Here is a 21692-nt window from a genome sequence, read left to right as displayed (position 1 = left end):
GTTTGGGTAAATGAAACCCCGGTTCATTGCCCGAAAAGAGAAAAAGTAAGCTGTTGGGGTAAATGAAATCCAAGGCAGCAAAAAAAGATGGAGGGATAACGAATGGATTTATTACAGGATTTAGCGTGGAGAGGGATAATTTATCAGCAAACGGATGAAGAAGGTTTAAATGATACAGTTAGCAAGGAAAAAATTTCATTATACTGCGGGGTCGATCCTACTGCAGACAGTATGCATATTGGACATCTGCTTCCATTTTTAACTCTTAGAAGATTCCAGCAGCATGGCCACCGTCCTATCGTGTTAGTCGGTGGTGCAACAGGGCTTATCGGAGATCCAAGCGGGAAAAGTGAAGAAAGAAAGCTTCTAACTCTCGAAACAGTACAAAACAATGTCAACGGAATCAAAAAACAATTACAGTCCATTTTTGAATTTGAAGGGGAAAATGGCGCCATAATGGTAAACAACTATGACTGGGCCGGCTCAATGGACGTGGTAACTTTTTTACGTGACATTGGTAAACATATCGGCGTAAACTACATGCTGGCGAAGGACACAATTGCCTCTCGCCTTGAAACTGGCATTTCGTTTACTGAATTTACGTACACCATTTTACAAGCAATGGATTTCCTTCATTTATACCAGAATCATAATTGTAAATTACAAATTGGCGGCAGCGACCAATGGGGGAACATTACATCTGGTCTCGAACTAATCCGCAAAATCGAGTCGGAAGGCTCTAAGGCATATGGTTTAACTATTCCTCTCGTTACAAAAGCAGATGGAACAAAATTCGGAAAAACAGAAAGCGGTGCAGTCTGGCTTGATCCGGAAAAAACTACTCCATATGAGTTCTACCAATTCTGGATTAACACTGCTGATGCTGATGTAGTGAAATATCTAAAGATTTTCACGTTCCTTCCCCATGAGGAAATTGAACAATTAGAAAAAGCTGTCCAGGAAGAGCCGCATCTTCGTAAAGCTCAAAAGGTTTTGGCTGAAGAATTGACACGCCTCATTCATGGTGATACTGCCTTAGAACAGGCGATAAAGATTTCTCAGGCTTTGTTTAGCGGCGATGTGAGAAGCTTAACGGCTGCCGAGATTGCACAAGGCTTTAAGGATGTCCCTGCCTATGAGTCAGCTAATGAGGAAAATTTAGTTGATCTATTGGTAGCAGCGAAGATTTCACCTTCTAAGCGACAGGCTCGCGAAGATATTTCCAATGGAGCCGTTACTGTTAATGGTGAAAAAATAACCGATACTGCTTATGCCCTCCAGGAAACAGATCGGATCGAAGGACAGTTTACGATAATTAGAAGAGGCAAAAAGAAATACACACTAATCAATTATTAAGAAAAGTAAGGAGAGGCCTTGGTGAATCCAAGGTCCTTTTTTTTCGTCTATATAAATAAGAAGAAAAAATGGGGGTGAAGTAAGTGAAATATATATTGCATGCATTCTTTATCATTCTCATTGCACTGGTCACATTTTTCGGGCTTGGGCCTGTATTATTCGCTGATGGAGCAGCTCGTGAAAGGGTATTAACCTCAATTGTACTTGTATTAATCTATGCACTACTTGGATTTGGATATTGGATGTCCATTAAATTAATCAATAGAAAATAACACTGAAACCTAGTGGCTTGGGGCTTAGTTATTAACGGGAGTTATGCGAGGACCGACCCAAGTGAAAAATCTTGACTTGGAAGAAATTTAAGTCGCATATGAGATTTTGTTCATTTAACAATAAAGGCACCTCGTTCAAAGGCGCCTTTATTTATGCCAAAATCAAGAGACGTGGTTTTCATTTTCATGGGAATCTACTGTACCTTGAACCTTTTTCGTTTTTGCTTTTTGGACAAAGTATCCGATTGAAACGATCATCACCCAAGGAACGCCTACTTTCCAAGCATCTACCCATTCCGGATAAAAGAGCATCGTAATCAAAATGGCGCTCAATAAAAGCACACCCGCCCATTGAAGTACAGGGAACATCGGCGCCTTCACAGGAAGCTTCCCCTCATAATGAAGATGAACCGTTTTCCGGAAGCGGAGGTGGGTGATAAGGACCATTAGCCAGACCAGGATTCCCCCGAAGATCGCAATCCCAAACAGCTTGTTGAACGTATCCGGGTAGTACATCGAGAGAACCGTCGCGATCAACACTCCGACGCTTGAGGTCAGGATGGCTATGATCGGCGTGCCGTTCTTCGACAACGTCCCAAGCGATTTCGGCGCATAGTTTCCTCTTGATAAGGAGAACAGCATCCTGCTTGTCAAATAGAGGTTTGCATTCATGCTCGATAGGGCTGCTGTGAGCACCACGAAGTTCATGATGCCTGCCGCAAAGCGGATTCCCGACCCTTCAAAGATCTTGACGAACGGAGAACCGGATACCTCATGGGCTCCCGCCTGTGTCCAAGGCACAACTGCCACGATGATCGCAAGGGATAGGATATAGAATAAGAACAAACGTAATACCATCGTTTTCATGGCCTTTGGCACCGATTTTTGCGGGTCTTTCGATTCGCCAGCTGTGACCGCGACGATCTCGACCCCGTAGAACGAGAAGATCGCCATCAATACTGCCATCCATACCCCGTGGATACCGTTCGGTATAAACCCTTTTTGGTCGGTATAGTGGCTAAATCCGATAGCTTCTGAGTGGCCAATCCCAAGCACCATCGAAACGCCGAAAATGATGAAAAAAACGATCGCAATGACCTTGATCATCGCAAACCAATATTCAAGAGACCCAAAATTTTTCACCGAACGGGTGTTGATGAATACGATGATGAACCCGAATCCAAGCGTCCAGAGCCAGACCGGAATACCTGGGAACCAGTATTGCATATAGAGCCCGACGGCTACCGCTTCCCCCCCTATGGCGATTACCTGAGCAGCCCAGTAGGTGTAGCGGATCAAAAACCCGGCCCAAGGGTTCAGATACATTTCGGCATAGGTCCCGAACGAACCTGCCGTCGGATGGACCACTGCCATCTCCGATAAGCTGAACATCATGATCACAGCAATAAAGGCAGCGATGATGTAGCTGATGAGGACGCCCGGCCCTGCGTAGCCGATGGCGATCCCGCTTCCCATGAACAGGCCGGTTCCGATGGCTCCTCCAATCCCGATCATCGTCAATTGGCCGCTTGTGAGCGAGCGATTTAATCCTTCTTCGCGATTTATCAAATTTTCATTCGCCATTGATTTCCCCACCATTCCCCAAGGTTTTTGTATATGAAAGCACCGCATCCACACTCTTGCCCGCGAGAAACATGCTAGCTAGTGTGTAAAAGGCTTTCTCGAATCCTTCGCTTAGGAAGGAGCATAACAAGACGAAGCCATTCACCGCAACCATCGTTTTTCCGATGGAAAAGCGCGGTGAAATCCGGCTGATGACGACACTTACGATATCCAGTCCTCCGGTCGTTCCGCCTGCTTTGATTACCACACCGATGCCGATGCCGGAAAGAATCCCGCTCAGGATGCATCCGACAAGAGGCATGTGAAGGCCGGGCATACCCTTAAAAAGCCCTAGGCAAATGGAGAGGCTGCTCATTCCGATGAGGCTGAAGACCGCAAACAAGGCCCCGACTGAACGGTACCCGATCAAAAAGAGCGGTATGTTCAGCGCAAAATAGATGACGCCAAGTGAAAACGGAATCCATTTGGAAAGGACCATTGCAATACCTCCAAGCCCCGGGGCGACAATACCGTTCGGCTCTTGCAGCCCGTAATAGGAGGCAGCCACGACCATCGTCCCAATCACAACGAGGGCGGATTTCTTTAGGAACACACCATTAGTGATGCTTGATGGCATGCAGGATCTCCTCAATGGCTCTTTCGACTTCTTCGGCTGTATTGTAAAAGTGCGGCGCCACCCGGAGGACATCGTTCCTTGCGGAGACGACGATCTTCTTCGTTTTCAAGAATTGCTCGAGCGCTGTTGCGTTCTGGACCCGGATCGCAGTGTTGCTTCCCTTCCGGGTGACATCCAGCGGGCTCGCTACCTCGAGCCCGAGCCGTTGGGCAGTCTCGATGGCTACTGTGGACAACTCCATCAGATAGGGGCGGATTGTTTGGACGCCGATTTCGTTTAACAGCGTGATACCGGCATGGGCCGCGTAGGCATTAATCATCATCGGGGTACCGGTGTCAAAACGCAATGTTCCCTCCGCATAATTCAAGGTCTTCGGATCGAAGGCAAACGGATTGACGCGGCTAAACCATCCCGTCGTTTTCGGCTCGAGTGTTTCCGCGAGTTCCTTTTTCACATACAAGAAGGCGATTCCCGGAATACCGAGTAGATACTTCTGTGCCCCTGAAGCAAGCGCGTCGATCCCCATTTCCTTGACGTCGATTGGAACGCCTCCAGCGGACTGATAGGCGTCCACAAACAATAGGGAACCGTTCGCATGAGCGATTTCTGAAATGGCTTTCACATCCTGGATGAACCCGTTATAATAGGAGACATGTGAGATGGAGGTGACAAGCGTCCTCCCGTCGATCGCTTCCACGTATTGGTCGAGCGCGATCTGGTGATTCTGTTCCGTCAAGAAGACGACTTCAGCACCGCGGTGCTCCTGGGAGAGCCAGACATGGCCGATGCAAGGGAAATCGATCTCGGTGGTCACGACTTTGTTCCGTTGACCCGAGAAATCAAGCGAACCGGCAAAGCTGGATGCCGCATCCGATACGCTTGAAAGGACCGCGATTTCATCTGGGGATGCATTGATGAGATGGGCAAAGGCCGCTTTCGCTTCCGATACTTTCTTCATCCAGCCGTTCCAGTCCATCCCCTCATCATTCCAGCTTGTGAGGTAGGCATCGACCCCTTCCTTCACCGGAGCGGAGATCGCGCTTTGGGAACAGCTTGAAAGATGAATCGTTTTTCCGAGTGTGGGGAACAGTTGTCGTTGTTGTTTAAAGGGGTGAGTCATATCCATCATCCTTTTCTCTTTTTTTGTGAACGTTTACATTTTTTCTTTCATCAAGAGGTGAACATATGAACCAGTCATTATGGCTTGAGCGAGGCGATTGGGCGCATTCTCATTTTTCCGGACAAGGGAAACTCTTGACCTTCCCCCGTGAAACTCTTTTGTTCCAGCAGGATACTGTCCATCCGTACGTGTACCTTGTGTTGGAAGGACGTGTTCGCGTCTTTTTGCTGTCGCCAATGGGTGCGGAGCGCCATCTCTATATCGTCGGATCCGGCCACCTTCTCGGTGAATCGGCCGCATGGACGGAAGACCAGTCTGAATATTGCGCAACCGCCTCTTCGGACGTCCAATTGCTGCAAATCACGAAACATGATTTTTTTTCAATCATCCTGAACGACCTGGCATTGACCAAAAGAGTCCTCTCTTCCCTGTGCCAGAAACAGTCGGCCCTTTTACTTCAGGCGAAGCTCATGAGCTTTTCGGATGTGGAACAGCGCGTTCTGACCATGCTCCAGCAATTAGCCGCCTCTTACGGCATCAAGACATCGATTGGCCTGACCATCACCATCCCGTTCACGCACCAGGAGCTCGCCTATGTCGTCGGCTCTTCTCGCGTTAGCGTCTCCTATGTCATGAACAGCTTGCAGGAAAAAGGCGAGATCGTGAAACAAAACGGACTGTATACACTTCTTACGTCCAGGGAACAGACCGTTTGATTCGGTTAGATTCATCATAGTGAAATGAACCGGTTCAGTCTGTCAACTAGTTGACAAAATCGTGTCTTTTTTTTATTTTTCATACTTTTTTGAAAAAACTCTACGTAATGAATGTAGGTTTAATGGAAAACACAGCGATGGCGGTCATTCCTTCAAACCATGTTAGCGATAGCAGAAATGGAAAGAAATTTGATTGTTGAACGGATCCAGAAAGGGAAAGCTTAAGCAATGCAGCGTGAGGATTTTAAAGAGGGCCGACCAATACATGATTCTACAAAGCAGACAAAAATAAAAAACCCTAGAAGTTGAGTAATATCAACGTTTCTAGGGTTTTCCTGTTTACAGTTTACAACTCGAATTAATTAACGAGAGTAGAACTCAACGATAAGAGCTTCGTTAATTTCAGCTGGAAGTTCAGAACGCTCAGGTAAGCGAGTGAATGTACCTTCAAGCTTGTCTGCATCAAAAGTTAAGAAGTCAGGTACGAAGTTATTTACTTCAACTGCTTCTTTAACTACATCAAGATTACGTGATTTTTCGCGAAGGCTGATAGTTTGACCAGCTGTTACGCGGAATGATGGGATATCAACGCGTGAACCGTTAACTAGGATGTGACCGTGGTTAACTAATTGGCGAGCTGCACGACGAGTGCGAGCTAAACCTAAACGGTATACAACGTTGTCAAGACGTGATTCTAAAAGAACCATGAAGTTTTCACCGTGTTTACCAGTAAGCTTGCCAGCTTTGTCAAATAGGTTGCGGAATTGACGCTCATTGATTCCGTACATGTGACGAAGCTTTTGCTTCTCTTGTAATTGCAATCCGTATTCAGAAAGCTTTTTGCGTTGGTTTGGACCATGTTGTCCAGGAGCGTAAGGACGCTTTTCTAATTCTTTACCTGTGCCGCTTAGAGAGATTCCAAGACGACGGGATAATTTCCAGCTTGGGCCGGTATAACGAGCCATGAATGACTCCTCCTCTGTGTTTTTATTTTGGTAAAATAAAAACCGTTATGAAACATCATTAAAGCCATTTTGTTTTCATGCACCTTCGCCCTTGCAGCTAAGGGTTACAAGATGCACCTTCGTAAGGCAGTTGCCTTATGAGGAACAAAATGAATCAAATAAAGTTGTTCACATAGGCTGCAATATTTTACACAAAGAGTATTATATAGTTTTTATTCATCCCAAGTCAAGTATATTTTTTACCTGTTAGCAAATGGAACAATAATGAGGTGAAAAAAATTTATATATTATTCAAATTAATATTCCAAAAATACACAATTATTATCTATAATTAGGTTACGATGTATATTTTTGGAATTAAAAACGGATGGAAAATTAGGTGGAGATGGAATGGATATTCTCGAAAGAGAGTTAATCTTGCAATCAGATAGATATAAGAAGTTATTTCGTATTTCCGAAAAACTGCATTCCACGTTTGATATCAATTTACTTTTGGGAGAATTATTCGTAATCCTTCAAGAGGTTTATCCTGATTTCTCGTATAACCTGCTAATGTCCCAGGATACATATATCCATAATGAACTTCCAATCTTGGAATTGGAATATGATAATGAAAATATTGCGGTGATAGAAGCTTATGAAACGGGTGAAAAACAATATGAGCAATCAAACAGCCATACCATTATTTACGAGCCAATTAAAGGGATTCAAGGGATTTATGGAGTCTTACAGGTATTTGTGCCAAATGAATGTGAATTTCTAAAAACAGAGGTGGAATTCATAACATTATTAGCAGGAAGTGTTGGGCAGTCATTAGAAAATGCCCTTCTTTATCAGCAGTCAAGACGCAGAATTTCCAATTTGAAATTAATAAACGAAACCTCACATCGCTTAAATTCTAATCTAGGTTTGGCAGAAACGATTGGTTATATAACAGAGCAAATTAAGTCTTCCTTTAATGCGCAAGAAGTTGGTTTTTTTATTCTCTCCGAAGAACACGTAAAAGTGAAAGTACTCCCTGGTTCAACTCCCTACTTTTTTACAAAACAATCAAGAAACTATGTCGAATATATTAAAGAAAGAATTCAAATGGAAAAAGAGTCTCTCTTTATAGGGGATATGAGTCTCCCTAAAATTCAAACCATCTCAAATTTTCATTCGGTTATGGCAGTACCGATGATTCAAGCTGAGAATTTAAAAGGATTCACTATTGTTATGCACCAAAAACCCTACTTCTTTTCTTTTGAGACCTTTAAGCTGCTGCAATCATTAATTCATCATTCTTCGCTAGCACTTACGAATTCTTTGCTTCGAGAAGAATTAGAAAAATTGGTCATCACTGACCACCTTACAAAGCTCCATTCCAGAAAATATTTGGATGAACAAATTCAATGGTCGATGAAGGAAGATGAGGAAGGAACTTTTATTCTCATAGACATTGATAACTTTAAAGAAATCAATGATTCACATGGTCATCAGGTTGGAGATGAAGTTCTCATCCAAGTAGCAGATGTAATAATGAGTAATATTCGCGGAAATGATATTGGAGCCCGTTGGGGTGGTGAGGAACTCGCCATTTATCTGCCGAAGGTCGCACTTGAAGCAGGTGTACGTATCGCCAAAAGATTGGTTGAGAAGGTGGCGGAATGCACCACTCCACACATTACCGTGTCATGCGGTGTTTCCTATTGGCATAAGGAGCGGCTTGATACCTATAATCATTTATTTAGACGAGCCGATGAAGCTCTTTACCATGCGAAAGGAACGGGTAAGAATAAGGTTGTATCGCAAAATGATAATATGAAGGTTAGTTAGGCACGGATTTCAATCCGTGCCTTTTATTAAATATACTCTAACAAAACTGCAGAAAATTCTTCCAGTTTTTGTTGATCAAGTTCATCAAACCGATTTTTTTCAGGTGAATCGATATCTAATACCCCAATAAGCTGTTCCTCTTTTAAAAGTGGAATGACAATCTCTGATTGGGATGCAGCATCGCAGGCGATATGGCCAGGAAATTGGTGCACATCCTCGATTCGTAAGGTTTCTCTTTTCAAAGCGGAAGTCCCGCAAACTCCTTTGCCAAGCGGAATGCGGACACAGGCCGGCAAACCTTGGAAGGGGCCTAATACAAGCTCGCCGTTTGTGTCTAAGAGATAAAAACCGACCCAGTTGATCCGGTCAAGAAATTGGTTTAATAAAGCAGAAGCGTTGCTGAGATTTGCAATTTGATTTTTTTCATCGTGCAGAAGTGCCTGCAATTGTTTTATCACGAGATCATAATTTTCTTCGCGACTTCCTCTATACATTTCGACGTTAAACATGAAATTTCACCTTTTTCTTATAAAATTTATAACTTATTTTATCAAAACAAGAAGAAAATGAGCAGACTTTGTCGATATTTTCATAAAGGAATCTATTATGACATAAAGAATCTTTATGTAAGGGGATATTCGGTGTTTTAATTGGGGGGAAAGCTGATGAAGAAAAATTCAAAAGAAGCGATCGTTAAAGCCGCCGTATTATTGTTTAATTCCAAAGGGTACACTGGGACGTCAATCAGGGATATTGCTCATTCAGCAAAAGTAAATTCGGCAACGATTGCTTATTATTTTGAAAATAAAGCTGGATTGTTAGAATATTGCTTTACGCATTTTTTTGAACAATATATCAGCAAAATGGAAGAAGCTTACCTCTCAATTGAACGAGGTGCTGAAGTCTGTTTAAAGCGAATGGTCGCCGATTTAATTCACTTTCAATGCGAAAATCTGCAGCTGGCATGCTTTGTATATCGTGAAATGTCAATCGATTCACAAGTTGTCAGAGAAATTATGTCGACGTATTCATTAAAAGAAAAATATTACTTTCAAAAAATCTTTGAAAGAGGGTTTGAATGGGGAGAGTTCCGCCCTCATTCCATTCCATATTTAATCATACAACTTAAGGGGTTGATCATGATGCCCTTTATGAACAATCATTATATGAGAGAAGTATTATATGTTTTTCCAAATGAGCAATTTTTTGAGCAGAAATATTTAAAAGATATCAATCAATGGATTGAAAAAACATTATGCTCAGATGTGCCAATTAAAAAAGGAGCAATGCTAAAATAGCGGCAATCGCTATTTTTTTTTATTTTACAAAAAAATTGAATTTAATAGTCAAAAAATGTCGTTTACATGGTATCATAATAGCATTGAATAAAACATTAAGTGATCTTTTTATATAGACGAAAAAATTCTTTTAATAGAATCAGTGTGTTGAGCTAGGAGGCTTTCATGTGAAGTATTTCATTGGTTTATTCTTCCTATTACTAGCCCTATTTGTAGTAGGATATTTAATAAAGAAAAAATATTTTAAAGAAATGGATCGATTGGAAGCATGGAAAATTGATCTAATGAATCGTCCGATACTGGATGAAATGTCGAAAGTGAAACAGCTTAATATGACCGGACAGACCGAGGAGCTTTTTGAACATTGGCGGAGTCAATGGGATGATGTCGTAACCGTAAAGCTTCCAGACTTAGAAGAAATGCTGTTTGATGCAGAAGAGTACATAGACAAGTACCGATTCAAGAAGTCAAAGGAAGTTCAACAAAAGATTGCTGAAAAACTGCAGGAGACAGAAGACCAAATTAAAAGTATTTTGGAAGAGCTTCATGAACTAGTTGGCAGTGAGGAGAAAAACAGAGTAGAGATCGAGGAATTAAAAGAGCTTTATCGGGAATCGAAAAAAATGCTTTTAGCCCACCGTCATAGCTTTGGGAATGCTGAAAAATACTTAGAGGTGCAGCTCAGTGAAGTGACGCAAAAATTTCATGAATATGATGAAAAAACGGAAAACGGCAATTACCTTGAAGCACGAGAAGTGGTCTTACTAATTCATAGCACACTTGACTCAATCAAAAGCAATATGAATGTAATCCCTCAGTACTTAATTGAGTGTCAGTCATTGCTTCCAAATCAGCTTGCTGATATTTACGATGGATACCGGGAAATGACGGGTCAAGGATATTATTTAGAGCACATAAATGTGGAAAAAGAAAAGATTCGCTTGGAAGAAAAGCTCACTGAGATTGTAATGCAAATTGAGAAAACAGAAATAGAGCAAGCTGAAGAAGGAATAAAAGAAGTGAAGGAAAGAGTCGATATTCTTTTTGACCTTTTGGAAAAGGAAGTTCATGCCAAGCATTTCGTGCTGAAGAATGAAAAGGTAACCAGTGGTCTTCTTATTTCAGCTGAGGAAGAAAATAGAAATCTTTCAAATGAAGTATTTAATATTCAAGAAAGATATCAGTTATCAGATGATGATTTTGAGACACAGCGGAATTTAGATAAAGAACTTACGGCAGTATTTAAACATTATGATATTTTATTGGAAAAATTAAAACTAAACGAAACAGCTCAATCTGTTCTAAGTGAGGAATTAAGTGAACTAAAAGAACAATTAGAAATCATCCTCGATGGACAGCATGCATTTGCTTATAAGCTGCAAGCACTAAGAAAAGATGAAATTGAGGCAAGAGATAAACTAAAGGAACTAACGAAAAAGGTTGGAGAGACTGTCCGCCTTGTTGCAAAGAGCAATGTTCCAGGCTTACCTGATGACTACAAGTACCTATATGAAGATACTAACGATAGTATTCAAAATGTCAGATACCAGCTGGAGGAAAAGCCGCTTAACATTTCTGCCCTTAATCAATATTTAGAAATTGCCGTTTTAACCGTTGATAAACTTGTTTCTTCGACTATTGAATTAATTGAGAATGCTACGCTTGCGGAAAAAGCCATCCAATATGGAAACCGATACCGACGCCAGTATCCTTCTGTTGCAAAAGGCCTATCGGATGCAGAACTCGCCTTTAGGCTCTATGATTATCAAGATGCTTTAGAGCAAGTAGCGGCTTCCTTGGAAGGTATTGACCCTGAAGCATTAAAGAAAATAAAAGCTTCGGCTGTCATGGAATAAAAAACCGATTCTGCTGAATCGGTTTTTTTCTTTTCTTTTTCAAAAAGATAGGTTTATGATAAGATTTATTTTTGACGGAGGATAAAACGATGATTTATTTTGATAATAGTGCAACAACAAAACCATATAAAGAGGTTTTAGATTCTTTTGTAACAGTATCCAGCGAATATTTTGGCAACCCCTCTTCTTTGCACAGTTTGGGCGGGCAGGCGGAAAAGCTTTTATCACAGGCTAGAGAACAGGTTGCCGGTCTTTTAAAGGTAAAAGCAAATGAGATTTATTTTACCTCTGGCGGGACCGAAAGCAACAACATCGCCATTAAAGGTGCTGCTTTATTAAATCGACATAAGGGTAGGCATTTGATTACTACGAGTGTAGAGCATGCATCAGTCCGAGCAGCAATGGAGCAACTTGAGCAGGAGGGATTTGAGATCACCCGCTTGCCAGTTGATGAGTACGGACGGATTACAGTAGAAGATTTAGAAAAGTCCATTCGAAAAGAAACAATCTTAATCTCAATCATGCAGGTAAATAATGAGGTTGGAACCATCCAGCCTATTGAAGAAATAGGTAGTATTCTAAAAAAATACCCATCCATCCTTTTTCATGTGGATGCCGTACAAAGTGTTGGAAAAGTACCACTTTCTTTATATAAAAATAATGTAGATCTTTGTTCACTATCAGGCCATAAATTTCATGGCTTAAAAGGCACTGGTGTACTATTTATACGGGAGGGAGCAAGACTGACCCCGTTATTTTCAGGCGGAAATCAAGAGCGGAGGATGCGTAGCGGTACCGAAAATGTGGCAGGATTTGTCGCAATGGCAAAGGCGCTCAGGATGACAATGATGAAAAGTGATGCAGGAATTGCAGGACTGGCGGAAATTCAACATTTGCTGCGAAAAAGCTTAACCAAGATTGAAGATATTCAGATTCACACACCCGTTCAACATGCTGCACCACATATTTTAAATTTTTCTTTGAAAGGGATAAAATCAGAAGTTTTTATCCATGCCCTTGAGCAAAATGGGATTTTTGTGTCTACGACAAGTGCTTGTTCATCAAAGAAGAAATCACCCAGCAATACATTGCTCGCGATGGGAGTCCCAGAAAGCCTTGCAGAGAGTGCTATAAGAATAAGCTTATCTTTTGATAATACAGAAGCAGAAGCCTTAAAAGTCCTCTCAGTAATTGAAAAAACAGTAAACCAACTACGAAAGGTTATGAAATAGATGAATTATGATCGTATTCTAATACGCTATGGAGAGATATCCACCAAAGGAAGAAATCGCAATAAATTTATTGATAAATTGAAAAAGAGTGTTCGAATCGCCTTAGCCCCATTTCCAAAAGTAAAAATTGAAGCAAGCCGTGACAGGATGTATGTATTACTAAATGGTGAAAACGGATTGGAAATTATCGGGAAATTAAAGAATATATTTGGGATTCAGTCCTATAGTCCTGCAATAAAAGTTGAAAAAGATGTGGAGGCTTTGAAACAGGCCTCATATGAATTAGTTAACTCTCAATTTAAAGAGGGACAAACCTTTAAAATTACCGCTAAAAGATCTGACAAAACCTTTGAGTTAAATACAGACGGAATCAATCAAACGATTGGGGCGCATCTGTTAAAAAATATTCCAGGAATGAAAGTGGACGTAAGGAATCCGGACATTAATTTACGCGTTGAGGTTAGACCGGATGCCATCTACCTTTCTTCTGAAACTATTCAAGGTGCTGGCGGGCTTCCAATTGGTTCGAGTGGGAAAGCGATGCTCATGCTTTCAGGTGGAATTGATAGCCCTGTGGCCGGATATTTATCGATGAAGCGGGGAGTAGAAATTGAAGCCGTTCATTTTTTCAGTCCGCCTTTTACTAGTGAGCGATCGAAAGAGAAGGTGATTGATCTTTCCAAAAAACTTGCCGGAATTTTTGGCTCGTTAACACTCCATATCGTACACTTTACAGATATTCAGCAAGCCATCCGTGAGCAGGTCCCGGAAAATTATTCGATGACATCTACGCGGAGAATGATGTTACGGATTACAGATGAAATTAGAAAAAAACAAGAGGGCCTTGCGATTATTACTGGTGAGAGTCTTGGGCAGGTAGCAAGCCAAACGCTTGAGAGTATGTATGCGATTAACGAAGTGACGAACACCCCAATTTTACGTCCCTTGATTTCAATGGACAAAACGGATATTATTAAAATCGCTGAGGAAATTGATACCCTCGATATTTCGATTCGTCCTTTTGAAGATTGCTGTACTATTTTTGTGCCGTCATCTCCAAAGACAAAACCGAAACGAGAAAAAGTTAACCAGTATGAAAGTTATTTTGATTTTGAACCTTTAATTCAAGAGGCTGTTCAAGAGGTTGAAACGATTATTATCAAACCTGATAGCGAACATCGCTCGGAATTCAATGAGTTATTTTAAAATGTATTTGTGAATTTTTTGTGAATAATTACCAATTGATATTTAGAATGAACCTTGTGAGTTCTACACATTCTATACTCACAAGGAGGTGATTATCACATGGCTAGAAGTAACAACTCTAATCAACTATTAGTTCCTGGTGTTGAACAAGCTCTTGACCAAATGAAATATGAAATTGCTTCTGAATTTGGTGTACAACTTGGTGCAGACACTACTTCACGTGCCAACGGTTCTGTTGGTGGTGAAATCACAAAGCGTCTAGTTCAAATGGCTGAACAGCAATTAGGCGGCGGATTTGCTCGTTAATCAAATTTAATACGATGGCTACAGAGAGTGAGGCACTTGCCTCGCTCTCTTTTTATTTTAAATAATATTAAAAAATTAATAATAATTTAAAATTTTAGAATAATTTTGTATAATAAATTTGAGGGAATTTTATTATCTAATATTGAGGGGGAGAAGAATGAAACGCGAGGATTTAATTGCACCAGAAAAGTATAATCTTGTATCTGAAGTTGAGCGATTTGCTAAAGACCCAAACAAAGTGGCTTTAAAATGGGAAAGTGAATCTGGTGAAACAAAACAGGTTACATATGAGCAATTATTAAAACAAGTTAACCAAGCTGCAAATGTTTTTGCTCAAAATGGTTTGGAAAAAGGCGATGTCGTTCTCGTAATTATTCCACGCCTAATTGAAGCATATGTTGTTTACTTAGCCGCCTTAAAATCAGGGATGGTAGTCATTCCAAGCTCGGAAATGTTAAGGGAAAAGGACTTGCAGTATAGAATTTCACATGGTGATGTGAAAGCAGTTATCAGCTATTATCCTTACGTAGACCAATTTGAAAATATTAAATCAACGCAGCCACTCGTTAAGTTTACGATTGGGGCAAAGGAGAATGACTGGATTCATCTAGATGAAGAAATGAAAGCGGCTTCAGAGGAGTTCCCACTAGCTGACACACTCCGGGATGATATGGCCTTTTTATCCTATACATCAGGAACAACAGGAAATCCAAAAGGGGTAGTCCATACACACGGATGGGCATTTGCTCATTTAAAGACTGCTGCAGCAAAATGGCTTTGCATCGAAGAAGGTGATACAGTATGGGCAACAGCAGGTCCAGGCTGGCAAAAGTGGATTTGGAGTCCTTTCCTTTCCGTTCTTGGCTCAGGAGGAACAGGATTAGTCTATAATGGCAAATTTGAGCCGAAAAAGTATTTAACTCTTTTGCAAAAATATGATGTGAATGTTCTATGCTGTACACCCACAGAATACCGCTTAATGGCAAAGGTAGATAATTTAGCTGAATACCAGCTGTCCAATCTTCATAGTGCTGTTTCAGCAGGAGAGCCGTTAAATCGTGAGGTCATTGATACATTTAGAAAATATTTTAATGTGGACGTTCGCGATGGATATGGTCAAACAGAGAATACATTACTAGTTGGTGTGACCAAAGGGATGGAATTAAAACCGGGTTCAATGGGCAAGCCTACTCCAGGGAACAGAGTTGAAATTATCAATGAAGATGGCCAGGTTTGCGCTGTTGGGGAAGTTGGCGATATCGCTGTACACGTAGAAACACCGGCGTTATTTAAAAATTATTATAAGGATCCGGAAAGAACAGCCATGCAGTTCCGCGGCGATTATTATGTCACGGGTGATAAAGCGAAAATGGACGAGGAAGGTTATTTCTGGTTTGAAGGCCGCGGGGATGATATCATTATCAGTTCCGGATACACAATTGGGCCTTTTGAAGTTGAGGATGCCCTTGTTAAACATCCAGCTGTAAAAGAATGTGCGGTTGTTGCAAGTCCTGATGAAATTCGTGGATTTATTGTTAAGGCATTTGTAGTCTTACAAGAAAATGTTGAACTGAATGAGCCTGAATTAACCAAAAATCTTCAAGAGCATGTAAAAACACTGACAGCTCCATATAAGTATCCAAGAAAAATTGAGTATTTGACAGAGCTTCCGAAAACAACTTCTGGTAAAATTCGCCGGATAGAACTGCGCCAAAAAGAAATGGAAGCTGTTAAGGAAAATTAATTTCACAATCAAAAAGCAGGCTGGGAGTTTCCATCCTGCTTTTTTTATGGAATGAATTAGTAAGCAAAAAAATCCCCAATTAAGGTTGTTTCACGTTATAATATAAAATATTTCGAAACTAGAAAGAATAGGGGCTCGAGAGATATATGAAAAAGAGTGAAACACAGCTAGGGGTCATCCATGCCGGATTTTCCTATCTTCTTTGGGGATTATTGCCGATTTACTGGAAGCTTTTAGATAATGTAAATGCAAAAGAAATTCTTGCAAACCGCATTTTTTGGTCATTTATTTTTATGGTAGTTGTTCTTATCTTCACAAAAAAATGGGGATTATTCATTAGGACTTTTAAGGGCTTTGCCCAAAATAAAAAACAGATGTATGCCTTAATCATAGCTTCACTTCTTATCAGTTTAAATTGGTTTATTTATATTTGGGCAGTAAATAGTGGTCATATGATTGAAGCAAGTCTTGGCTATTATATTAATCCTTTAGTGAGTATTTTATTGGGAATGGTTGTCTTAAAGGAAAAATTATCGGTGCCACAATATGTATCCTTCGTGTTGGCTGGGGTTGGGGTTGCGATTATCACAGCATCGCATGGGAATTTTCCCTGGATCGCCATCGGTCTTGCAGTTTCCTTCGGACTTTACGGATTGGCTAAAAAATTGATTAATGTCGACTCTGCCGTTGGGTTAACATTAGAAACTTTAGTAGTGGCGCCAATTGCTGCGATATATATGGCTTTTCTTTTTGTAAAAGATTCAAATGCATTTTTAACGGCAGGTATTGGCACTGATTTGCTCTTAATTGGTGCTGGGGTCGCGACAGCAGTTCCTTTGCTTTATTTTGCAAAAGGGGCACAAAAAATTCCCCTATCCTTACTCGGCATCCTGCAATATATCGCACCAACAATCACACTGCTGCTTGGTGTATTTGTTTATCAAGAACATTTTTCAAAAATACAGCTGCTTTCGTTCTTATTCATTTGGTCCGCATTAACCATTTTTTCTCTTTCAAAAACCAAACTGTTTTCCCAGAGTGGATTAAAGGTGCGGGGAGAAAAAAGAACATAAAAGTAAAACCTTATCCTGTTTTTTAAGGATAAGGTTTTTATATTAAGAACAACAATCCTTGCGAGAATAGCCTTTATTAAAGAAATGTCCGCTTTACCTTTTGCCAAAAGGAGTTGTCCTTTAATTTAAGGGTTTTTATTTTTTTGTCACTTAATGTAATTTGGATTTTGTCCACATGGCGAATACTTAATGCCTCGTTGTCCATACCCATTGTCGGGTGGTCGTTGCCTTCCTGGATAACCTTTAGTGTTAGTGTTCGGTCACTGCTTAAAATAAACGAAGAACCGAGGGTACGGTACCGATTATTATTAACGGAAGCAACCTCACTTACTTGCATACAGGAGAGTAAGGGGTCAACAATGGAACCGTCAACGGATTTGTTATAAGCGGTGCTTCCGGTTGGCGTGGCAACAATCAGGCCGTCACCGCGGAATGTTTCCAAATGAAGGTCATCGACAAACACATCCACTACGAGCGTTTTAATAATGGAAGAGCGGATGGAGAATTCGTTTAAGCATGGAAAGGTTCCTTGTCCATCAACAGAAACTTCAATCAGCGGATAGCGGCGAACCTCTAACTTTTCATTAAGCATTGCTAAAATCATGGATGGGACGTCTTCAATTTTAAAATCACAATACATATTTAAACTGTTTTTTATCGAAATCCCCATATAAAGGCAATCATCTCGAAAACCTGTTTTTCTAACTGCTTGGAGAAAGGCTCCGTCATCTCCGATACTGGCAATTATATTTGCTTTTCGATAATCATTCACGATGGTAAATCCATAACGTTCACTTGCTTCAAAAAGAGGAGCGGCTTTTGCAAGCACTTCAGGATCTCGCTTGTAATCATAATAAATATTACGTCTTTCTGTCATGGCAGGGCCCCCTTAGTTGAGAACTGAAATATAGAATTCCCCTATATTCAATTAATCATTGGTAAATTAATGTTTTAATGCATTTAGTTTAGCATGTTTAAGAAACAATATGAATGAATGAACGTAAAAGTTCAGAGTTTTGACAAAAGGGGGAAATACATTGACTGGAAAACGCTGGGCCGCACTTGGAATTGCAGCCGTTTTATTTATTGGATCAGTCATCATTAATCTATTATCATCCTTTGCTTTTAAAGGAATTGAAACAGATATAAATGACTTGATGAATTCTGATAAGCCATATTCAGAGGAAGTGGTTCAAAACGGAAGCGAATTAAAGAAAATCGTCATCCTTGATGTAAATGGAGTAATCCAGGACACAGGGGATTCAGAATCGATTTTACAAAGCCCAGGTTATAACCACCAGGAGTTTATGAAGAAGCTAAATTATATTAAAAAGGATGATACAGTTAAAGGAATCATTATTAAAGTAAATTCTCCTGGAGGCGGGGTGGTAGAAAGCGCAGAAATTCATGATAGATTAATGGAAATCCAAAGGGATACGAAAAAACCAGTATATATATCGATGGGCTCCATGGCAGCATCGGGAGGATATTATATTTCAACGGCAGCGAAGAAAATCTATGCCAGCCCTGAAACTCTTACGGGCAGCCTTGGGGTAATCATGGAAGGTATCAATTATCAAGGACTGGCAAATAAATACGGTGTGGATTTTGTAACGATAAAAAGCGGCAAATATAAGGATATCATGAGCCCAACTAGAAAAATGACGGATGAAGAACGGCAAATTTTACAACGAATGATTGAAAATTCATATGATGGCTTTGTCAAAGTAATTTCTGAAGGGCGTCATATGACTGAAGAGCAAGTTAAAAAGATTGCAGATGGCCGAGTCTATGATGGCCGGCAGGCGAAGGATTTAAATCTTATCGATGGATTCGGCTATTTAGATGATGTCATCTCGGAGATGAAAAGAAATGAAAAGCTTAAAGGTGTCAAGGTGGTGCGTTATACAGATGACCTCGGAATAGGTTCCTTATTCAATTTAACAGCAAAAAAATGGATGGGTGATCGCGTTGAAATGACAGGTCTTTTAAAATTACTTTCCAGGCCTAATTCGCCGCGTCTCATGTATCTTTATTCTGAATAGGGGGTCTATAAATGGAATCGAATGATTACTTTGCCGGCGAGCATGTAGTTTTAGAGAGAATGAATAGGCAGGTTCGCTATGCTGGCTTTTGGATGCGATTCTGGGCCTATCTCCTTGATTTAATCGTTATCGGCAGTATCGGGCGCATTTTAATCAAGCCAGTCTTTCGCGGTCTTGATCTATCGTTATCCGAATTGAATATGTTTGCCCCCATTTCTATTGCATCTGCTGTCATCTTTTATTTGTATTTCGTGCTGATGACAAAATACTTCAATCAAACGCTCGGGAAAATGGTGTTTGGACTTAAAGTAATTGAATTAAATAAAGAAAAATTAACATGGGGAACCATACTGTTTCGTGAATGGATTGGCCGGTTTATTTCAGCAACAACAATCCTTGGATACCTCATTGTCGCTTTTTTACCTAAAAAACAAGGAATACATGATCTTTTCACTGACACTACAGTCATTCATGCCGATCGCTAAAAATAGAACTATCAACTACAATGTTGATAGTTTTTTTTGTGAATAGGAAATACTAACAGTCGGAAAGGTTGTGAATATTTTGTTTTGGCTGCTGCTTGCCCTGTCTATCTTGTTGCTCTTATTTATCCTTATCATATTTTCTAAATTAACGATTCTTGTAAATTATTATCACCATAACGACAATGATGATTTAAAGGTAGAGTTAAGGATTTGGTTCGGATTAATTAAATATAAAAAACATATTCCATTAATCAAGGTGGATGATAACTCCCCAAGCATCGTCGTAGAAGACAATTCATCCGATAAAAATGTAAAACAAATTACTCCGAATGATATGCTTACGAATCTACAAAATACGAAAGAAATGCTGAAGCATGTTTTTGGAATGCATGTGATCGTGAGGAAGTTCTTTCGGAAAGTCACGATAAAAAAATTCGAGTGGCACTCGATGATTGGGGTTGGCGATGCTGCACATACGGGAATGGCGACAGGTGCGTTATGGGCGGTAAAAGGGGGTATTATTGGACTGCTGAGCCATTTTTTAAAGCTAAAAGAAATGCCACAATTGACGGTTACCCCGCATTTTCAAGCAGTTGTTATTCACACCCAGTTAACATGTATTTTTCAGTTTCGAATCGGGCAAGCTATTCTAGCAGGATTAAAACTGATTAAATTCTGGAAGGGCGGGAAACCGCACTTCAAAAGCAAAGCAAATATTTCAGATGAAAAAGTGAAATCTATTTGAACGAGGAGGATACCTTCATGTCCGATCACCCAATTCAAGGCTTAATGACAACGGCAATGGAAAGTTTGAAAGAAATGATTGATGTAAATACGATTATAGGGGATCCAGTAGAAACCCCAGACGGAAGTGTCATTTTAACAGTTTCAAAGGTTGGATTTGGATTTGCTGCCGGGGGCAGTGAGTTTAAAATGGATAGTTCCCAGTCCGGAGGCCAAAAACAAGAACAAGGGCAAAGTCAGGGGCAAGCCAAGCTGCCATTTGGCGGCGGTAGCGGCGGCGGCGTATCCATTACACCAATCGCCTTTTTAATTGTTAACTCGCATGGAGTCAAAATGCTTCACTTAGACGAAAGTACCCATTTATATGAAAAGATTTTAGAAGTCGCACCGCAGGCGGTCGATAAAATTCAGCAAATGTTCTCAAAAAGAGATGATGGAAGGCAACAAACTAACCATCAGACTAAACATGATTTAGATTTATAATGAGAAAGGTTAATCTTCCAACGAACGAGGAAGATTAACTTTTTTCATGAAATGAGCTATCACAAAGCTTTATAATTGCAAAAATAATTCTGAAAAGATATATTTACACTGTACATAATCAAAGGAGGATGTTAGTATGGCAAATGTTACTTTCAAGGGGAACCCGGTTACATTACTTGGTAATGAAGTAAAAGTAGGAGACAAAGCTCCAAATTTCTCCGTGCTTGCAAATGACTTATCTGCTGTTACTTTAGACAATACAAAGGGGCAGGTTCGTTTAATCAGCTCAGTACCTTCACTGGATACTGGTGTATGTGATGCAGAAACTCGCCGTTTTAATGAAGAAGCTAATTCTTTAGGAGACGTTAAAATCTTAACCATCAGCAATGATCTTCCGTTTGCACAAAAGCGCTGGTGTGCAGCAGCTGGAATCGAAAATGTACAAACATTATCAGATCACCGTGACCTTTCATTTGGTGAAGCATATGGCGTCGCAATCCAAGAATTAAGATTATTAACTCGTGCCATTTTTGTTGTGGACTCAAGCGACACAGTTACATATGTAGAATATGTAAGTGAAGCTACCAACCACCCTAACTATGAAGCAGCACTTGAAGCAGCAAAAGCTGCAAAATAAATCTAAATTAATGGCTGTGTTAAAGCACATTTTTGATTTTGAAACTCGTTGATTGGAGTGGAGGGCGCGAGACTCCTGCGGGAGTACGGGGCCGAGGAGGCTCCCCGGCACGCCCTAAGGTGCGCGAAGTGCCCGGAGC

Annotated in this window: 22 protein-coding genes and 1 pseudogene; 17 read left to right on the top strand and 6 right to left on the bottom strand. The window is 40.5% G+C overall.

The window, feature by feature from the left end; all coding sequences use genetic code 11:
- Nucleotides 1-102 precede the first annotated feature (102 nt).
- Together tyrS and V7161_RS02605 are read left to right on the top strand one after the other, a co-directional pair.
- Complete coding sequence (tyrS, locus tag V7161_RS02610; protein ID WP_335442135.1) at nt 103-1356, top strand: tyrosine--tRNA ligase; 1254 nt, start codon at nt 103-105, stop codon at nt 1354-1356.
- Nucleotides 1357-1439: 83 nt separating this feature from the next.
- Nucleotides 1440-1628, top strand: coding sequence for a DUF6954 family protein (locus tag V7161_RS02605; protein ID WP_335442134.1), 189 nt, complete (start codon nt 1440-1442; stop codon nt 1626-1628).
- A gap of 162 nt (nt 1629-1790) precedes the next feature.
- On the opposite strand, the gene V7161_RS02600 is transcribed toward V7161_RS02605, so the two are convergent.
- Genes V7161_RS02600 through V7161_RS02590 form a run of 3 tightly spaced genes read right to left on the bottom strand, consistent with a single transcriptional unit; the run spans nt 1791 to nt 4957 of the window.
- The gene (locus V7161_RS02600; RefSeq protein WP_335442133.1) at nt 1791-3212 is read right to left on the bottom strand and encodes an amino acid permease; all 1422 of its coding nucleotides are present in this window, start codon (nt 3210-3212) and stop codon (nt 1791-1793) included.
- Nucleotides 3202-3828, bottom strand: a complete 627-nt coding sequence (locus V7161_RS02595; protein ID WP_335442132.1) for a YitT family protein — start codon at nt 3826-3828, stop codon at nt 3202-3204. Before V7161_RS02595 ends, V7161_RS02600 begins: the two co-directional genes overlap by 11 nt.
- The gene (locus V7161_RS02590; protein WP_335442131.1) at nt 3809-4957 is read right to left on the bottom strand and encodes an aminotransferase class V-fold PLP-dependent enzyme; all 1149 of its coding nucleotides are present in this window, start codon (nt 4955-4957) and stop codon (nt 3809-3811) included. The genes V7161_RS02595 and V7161_RS02590 overlap by 20 nt, the downstream gene beginning before the upstream one ends.
- Nucleotides 4958-5013: 56 nt before the next feature.
- Here V7161_RS02590 and V7161_RS02585 point away from each other — a divergent pair, with 56 nt between their 5' ends.
- Together V7161_RS02585 and V7161_RS02580 are read left to right on the top strand one after the other, a co-directional pair.
- Nucleotides 5014-5664, top strand: a complete 651-nt coding sequence (locus V7161_RS02585) for a Crp/Fnr family transcriptional regulator (RefSeq protein WP_335442130.1) — start codon at nt 5014-5016, stop codon at nt 5662-5664.
- Nucleotides 5665-5759: 95 nt separating this feature from the next.
- Nucleotides 5760-5886 (top strand): annotated as a pseudogene (locus tag V7161_RS02580) (recombinase family protein); the annotation flags it as partial.
- Nucleotides 5887-6026: 140 nt separating this feature from the next.
- Here V7161_RS02580 and rpsD read toward each other — a convergent pair.
- Entirely contained in the window at nt 6027-6629 is a 603-nt protein-coding gene (rpsD, locus tag V7161_RS02575; RefSeq protein ID WP_335442129.1) for a 30S ribosomal protein S4, read from the bottom strand.
- Nucleotides 6630-7019: 390 nt separating this feature from the next.
- Between rpsD and V7161_RS02570 the strand changes: the two genes are divergently transcribed.
- Nucleotides 7020-8444 carry a sensor domain-containing diguanylate cyclase gene (locus V7161_RS02570; protein WP_335442128.1) on the top strand — a complete coding sequence of 475 codons (1425 nt, stop codon included), beginning with the start codon at nt 7020-7022 and terminating at the stop codon, nt 8442-8444.
- 26 nt (nt 8445-8470) lie between these two features.
- On the opposite strand, the gene V7161_RS02565 is transcribed toward V7161_RS02570, so the two are convergent.
- Nucleotides 8471-8953: a GAF domain-containing protein gene (locus tag V7161_RS02565; RefSeq protein ID WP_335442127.1), complete on the bottom strand. Its 483-nt coding sequence runs from the start codon at nt 8951-8953 to the stop codon at nt 8471-8473.
- Between the two features lie 156 nt (nt 8954-9109).
- Between V7161_RS02565 and refZ the strand changes: the two genes are divergently transcribed.
- From refZ to rarD, 7 genes are all read left to right on the top strand, one after another.
- Nucleotides 9110-9742 (top strand): forespore capture DNA-binding protein RefZ, encoded by a 633-nt coding sequence (gene refZ, locus V7161_RS02560; protein WP_335442126.1) that lies wholly within the window; start codon nt 9110-9112, stop codon nt 9740-9742.
- Nucleotides 9743-9909: 167 nt separating this feature from the next.
- Nucleotides 9910-11598 carry a septation ring formation regulator EzrA gene (gene ezrA, locus V7161_RS02555; protein WP_335442125.1) on the top strand — a complete coding sequence of 563 codons (1689 nt, stop codon included), beginning with the start codon at nt 9910-9912 and terminating at the stop codon, nt 11596-11598.
- Between the two features lie 89 nt (nt 11599-11687).
- On the top strand, nt 11688-12830 hold the full coding sequence (locus tag V7161_RS02550) for a cysteine desulfurase family protein (protein WP_335442124.1): 1143 nt from the start codon (nt 11688-11690) through the stop codon (nt 12828-12830).
- Nucleotides 12831-14036: a tRNA uracil 4-sulfurtransferase ThiI gene (gene thiI / locus V7161_RS02545; RefSeq protein ID WP_335442123.1), complete on the top strand. Its 1206-nt coding sequence runs from the start codon at nt 12831-12833 to the stop codon at nt 14034-14036. It begins immediately after the preceding gene.
- Between the two features lie 99 nt (nt 14037-14135).
- The gene (locus tag V7161_RS02540; protein ID WP_289987703.1) at nt 14136-14342 is read left to right on the top strand and encodes an alpha/beta-type small acid-soluble spore protein; all 207 of its coding nucleotides are present in this window, start codon (nt 14136-14138) and stop codon (nt 14340-14342) included.
- Nucleotides 14343-14499: 157 nt separating this feature from the next.
- The gene (gene mbcS / locus V7161_RS02535; protein WP_335442122.1) at nt 14500-16086 is read left to right on the top strand and encodes an acyl-CoA synthetase MbcS; all 1587 of its coding nucleotides are present in this window, start codon (nt 14500-14502) and stop codon (nt 16084-16086) included.
- 146 nt (nt 16087-16232) lie between these two features.
- Complete coding sequence (gene rarD, locus V7161_RS02530) at nt 16233-17159, top strand: EamA family transporter RarD (protein WP_335442121.1); 927 nt, start codon at nt 16233-16235, stop codon at nt 17157-17159.
- Between the two features lie 76 nt (nt 17160-17235).
- On the opposite strand, the gene V7161_RS02525 is transcribed toward rarD, so the two are convergent.
- The gene (locus V7161_RS02525; RefSeq protein ID WP_289987706.1) at nt 17236-18036 is read right to left on the bottom strand and encodes an NAD kinase; all 801 of its coding nucleotides are present in this window, start codon (nt 18034-18036) and stop codon (nt 17236-17238) included.
- A gap of 160 nt (nt 18037-18196) precedes the next feature.
- Here V7161_RS02525 and sppA point away from each other — a divergent pair, with 160 nt between their 5' ends.
- The 5 genes from sppA (at nt 18197) to tpx (ending at nt 21553) form a co-directional block, all read left to right on the top strand.
- The gene (sppA, locus tag V7161_RS02520) at nt 18197-19204 is read left to right on the top strand and encodes a signal peptide peptidase SppA (RefSeq protein ID WP_335442120.1); all 1008 of its coding nucleotides are present in this window, start codon (nt 18197-18199) and stop codon (nt 19202-19204) included.
- 59 nt (nt 19205-19263) lie between these two features.
- Nucleotides 19264-19689: an RDD family protein gene (locus V7161_RS02515; protein ID WP_335442163.1), complete on the top strand. Its 426-nt coding sequence runs from the start codon at nt 19264-19266 to the stop codon at nt 19687-19689.
- Nucleotides 19690-19759: 70 nt separating this feature from the next.
- Nucleotides 19760-20434 carry a DUF2953 domain-containing protein gene (locus V7161_RS02510; RefSeq protein ID WP_335442119.1) on the top strand — a complete coding sequence of 225 codons (675 nt, stop codon included), beginning with the start codon at nt 19760-19762 and terminating at the stop codon, nt 20432-20434.
- Nucleotides 20435-20451: 17 nt separating this feature from the next.
- Entirely contained in the window at nt 20452-20916 is a 465-nt protein-coding gene (gene ytfJ / locus V7161_RS02505; RefSeq protein WP_335442118.1) for a GerW family sporulation protein, read from the top strand.
- A gap of 136 nt (nt 20917-21052) precedes the next feature.
- Nucleotides 21053-21553 (top strand): thiol peroxidase, encoded by a 501-nt coding sequence (gene tpx, locus V7161_RS02500; protein ID WP_335442117.1) that lies wholly within the window; start codon nt 21053-21055, stop codon nt 21551-21553.
- Nucleotides 21554-21692: the final 139 nt, after the last annotated feature.

Origin of the sequence: Neobacillus drentensis, assembly GCF_036965425.1 — a bacterium.
GTDB lineage: Bacteria > Bacillota > Bacilli > Bacillales > Cytobacillaceae > Neobacillus > Neobacillus drentensis_F.
This window is presented reverse-complemented; position numbering and strand designations above follow the sequence as displayed.